This is a genomic window from Sulfurimonas sp., from assembly GCF_014859695.1.
In the GTDB taxonomy this organism is placed as follows: domain Bacteria; phylum Campylobacterota; class Campylobacteria; order Campylobacterales; family Sulfurimonadaceae; genus Sulfurimonas.
In genome coordinates this window covers 1-3,847 of sequence record NZ_JACUTS010000120.1, presented here as the reverse complement: position 1 = coordinate 3,847, position 3,847 = coordinate 1, and the positions used below count along the sequence as shown (strand labels likewise).

Genomic DNA, 3,847 nt, shown 5'->3' with positions numbered 1-3,847 from the left:
TTTTAGTGGCCGGATGCAAACGCGATTAGTGGCCGGTTTGGTGCGTTTTTTGCAAAGACCACTTATCCCTTTCTTAACAATATTCTCGTCGATTAGTATAAATAGAGAGCTTGTAAACCTTGAAAATTAGGTTCATTTGAAGCTATCTAAATTCACCAGCTTGAATTTTTGGGTAGTGTACTTCGGTATTTGCCCTTGGATAATTAATTCCGTTTATCCCCTAACCAATTTATAATACTCCCCCGATAACCATTGATCTTACTCTCCAATAAAGACAATTCTTCTATAATTACATCAAACTCGATGATTTCCCCAGCAAACATACTTCTCATTTTTTCATAGTCTGCTCTAAAAGCTTTTAATATTTCATCTTTTGGTACAATTTTTAATGTACCTGATTTAGCCTCATCATATTTGGCAGCGTTTGAGCGGTAGTAAAATGCTTTATGCTTAGCTACACTTTCTAACAAGCCTAAATCTGCCATCGCTTCTAAACCTATTTTATCCCTGCTTAACATGACGATATCATAAAGATGCCTGCTCAATCTCTCTTTAACACGCTCAACTCTATTAATATTATTCTCTGCATGGAGTATAGTAACTTTCTCCCAGAATGTTCTCTTTGGGCTTAGTACTTGAATCGTTGCAGAGGATTTTATCTCTGAAATTGCATCTTCTAATAATGACTTGATTTCCACTTGTTCAAGAGGTATATGCTCAGATTTGGTGCCCGTTTCAATAAGTACGACTGGTTTCACATATTGATTACCATATTCACCATCTTCAAGCGATTTTGGATAATAAAATAGAAGATTTTCAGGATTGTTTTCATCTATGATTAAACCCCAAGTATCTTGAGAATTAACATCTTCAGTTATAACACCTCTAAGCAACACCATTATTGTGCTTTTTAAAAACTCTTCTCCAGCTAGTTTAAGACTTTCTATTGCTTTTTTGGCTGCTGCATTTGATTCATTTTTAGCAACGGTATGCGGTGCTTTGTCTCCTTCAAACCCTAAATCAGCCATGTGCAATGACAAATCTATATCTTCCGAAAATCTATCTATTAAGCCATAACATTTTGAAAGTGAAGTGCCACCTTTAAACATAATTCTGTGGTTGTGTTGTATTCGATTAAACAATGTATCGAGCATATATGTAACCCATAAGTCTTTTTCTATCACATAAGCAGGAAAGCCTAATCTCTCAGAAGCAATCCTAAATGCTTGTGAACGCTCATCTTTGTTTAGTTTTATAAATTCATACACTATGAAACCTTTTGTAAAATATCAGCAACAACTTCGCGAACCCAAACTGCTCTGTTTTGAGAAGCATGTTTTAGCTCATCTATTTTACTTTTATCAAGAGTGCTGGCAACTTGAGATTTCACACTCTCTTGTAAGGTTTCTTCTTTGCCTAAGTACTCAATTGCACTGAGATAGACACCCGCTATGCTATCTGATCCAGATAATTTCTGCGGGGATACTTTTCTAAATTCAATATTCACCTTGCCAATAGATATGGTGCTTATTTGCTTGTCGGTCAGATAAACCTGTTTCATTGGAATCTGCTTAGTCAGTCCTAGCTGATGTAATGCATTAGCGCCATCCGGTAGAAAACTTACATTCATACTTTTAGCTAGAGCTTTAACAACATCCGATTGTGATGGTGGCACTTCTCCCCAGCGACTATGTTCAGGCACATAGTAAATTCCTCTTCTTATACGCTTTATATCTCCAGACTCAACCAATCTCGATAATATTCTCTCAATAGTAGACACATTACCTAATTCATTAAAATCCACATGAGTAAAGACCCAGCCAGCTTTATGACTAGAGATAATTTCTTTTACTTTATTTGTATAGTTACTAATCACAAAGGCTCCTTTTTTGTCTATATATAATATATTATTTGCAGACATTATAACATAAAATCTGAAAGCTTTATCTAACCTTTTTAAAAAAATCATCCAATGATTCAGCAGCAACTTCTTGTCGCACTTTAGAATAACGCTTGGTGACACTGATAGAAGTGTGTCCTAGTACAGAAGCAACTTGTTCTAACGTTTTCCCGCTTGATACAAGTGTCCCTCCGATTATATGCCTTAAATCGTGCATGCGTATATGTACACCTACTTGCTCCAAAACCTTTTCCCAATGATTGCGTACTGTTCCTTTATTCATCTTTTTATCTTTGTTAGTTAAACCACAAAATACAAATCCATTTTTTTGTAGACCTAAAACCTCCAGAGTTTTTAAAAGCTCATCGCTAAGTTTGTAGGTCATAGGCTTTCTTACTTTGTTATTTTCAAATCGAATAGTATAAGTATGATTGCCAATATTAATATCGCTCCACTCAAGGCTTAACACCTCATTGAGCCTTCTCCCATGTGATAGCCAAATAAATATACTTTTAAATGGTTCTAAAGGATAGTCGTACAATACACTATAAAGCTCTTTTGTCTTTTCATCTGTAAGGTCGATACTCATCTGATTATCAAACTTGGGAATCTGTATGAGGTCAGCTGGGTTCATACTTATTGTCCCATCTAAAACATATTTCTTAAGTAGTGGTCGCATGGTTTCTTTGACGGATTTTGCTGTACGAGGACATTTCCCTTGGTCAAGTATTTCATTGACTACGTTTTGTAGTTGTTTGGTCGTAATTCTGTCAATAGAAGTTTTTGAAAGTGCAGGTTTTGATAAAATCCACTTATCGGCAAACAGAGTATAAGATGCCAGCGTATTTGGCGATATTTGATTTCTCTTTACCTCTACAAAATCATCCCACGCTTGCTGAAGCGTTGGGATTTTTACTTTGAGCTCTTTATGTACTCCCTCTTGTAAGTTTTTAAGTATAACTTCTCTCTTTGAAGAGACCTCTCTAAGTGCTTGCAAAAAAGTTATTTTTTTAGAAAAGCTGAAACTCTTTTTTGTTTGCGCTCTTACACCACTTCTATTGACATTCGTTACCCGAAGCACAAGCTTGAAGTCTCTTGAGATATAAGTAGGTGCTTTCTCAATTTCACTACCACCAAAGAGAGTATCATTGTTAACAAAATAAATATTTCGACAATCAACTTTTGGGAGATTGACCTTTACAAGCATATCAGCCATAACAAACCTTGAAGATTAAATTAGGGTACACATTAGGGTACACATTTTTATAATTAATTGTATCTATTTGTAGCTTAGAAAGAGAATGGATGATGTAGTAAAACCCGTAAAATAGGGATTTTATAAGTACTTGTAGTTACCTGTATTTACTGCACATTCTAGACTTAGGATCTGGTGCCGTAAGGTGTGGAGGTTCAAGTCCTCTCATCCGCACCACCCTTTAAAATAGGGCTTCATAAGACTTTTTACAGTCACTTTAAGAAAACTTCAAAAACAACTTTTTACTACTTTTTTACTACAACTCTGAGTCTTGAGTATATATAAAATTTTACTATTAAATTTTTTTATTCAAAATAGCTCTTTAATTTTTGAAACTGATGACACTATATGAACTCCAATGAAATAATTTACTAAAAAATGACACCTTCTGAAAGGCAAAAAAGCCTTTATTAACATCTCTCTAGATTTTTAATATTATTACCCTGTTCAAATTATTCAACGGGGTACCAAGTGTTTTTCACTCCCAAAGTGAAGGAAGTCAGCTTTGGCTTCCCGTTGAGTAATTCAACCGGAGCATTTGGTACCTGTTCCTCACTCAAACAAATCTCATTGTTCAAAAAGTTGATAGGCGTATTATCAAGCGTCTGGTGAAGTAGATACTCTGTTTGTGAGCTATCATACTCAACTTTCGCACCTAAATCCAAGCAATTCTTGAGTTGTGCTTCGTAGTG

The 3,847-nt window shown here is 35.2% G+C and carries 4 protein-coding genes; all 4 read right to left on the bottom strand.

Annotated features, from left to right (window positions below; translation table 11 throughout):
- Positions 1-203: 203 nt before the first annotated feature.
- A complete protein-coding gene (locus IBX42_RS11555; protein ID WP_294933085.1) occupies positions 204-1,268 on the bottom strand; it encodes a nucleotidyl transferase AbiEii/AbiGii toxin family protein in 1,065 nt (354 codons plus the stop codon).
- Positions 1,268-1,876: an AbiEi antitoxin N-terminal domain-containing protein gene (locus tag IBX42_RS11550; protein WP_294933084.1), complete on the bottom strand. Its 609-nt coding sequence runs from the start codon at positions 1,874-1,876 to the stop codon at positions 1,268-1,270. The genes IBX42_RS11555 and IBX42_RS11550 overlap by 1 nt, the downstream gene beginning before the upstream one ends.
- A 67-nt stretch (positions 1,877-1,943) precedes the next feature.
- Positions 1,944-3,116 (bottom strand): site-specific integrase, encoded by a 1,173-nt coding sequence (locus IBX42_RS11545; protein WP_294933083.1) that lies wholly within the window; start codon positions 3,114-3,116, stop codon positions 1,944-1,946.
- Positions 3,117-3,607: 491 nt separating this feature from the next.
- Positions 3,608-3,847: hypothetical protein (locus IBX42_RS11540; protein ID WP_294933082.1), on the bottom strand; the 240-nt coding region annotated here is incomplete at its 5' end.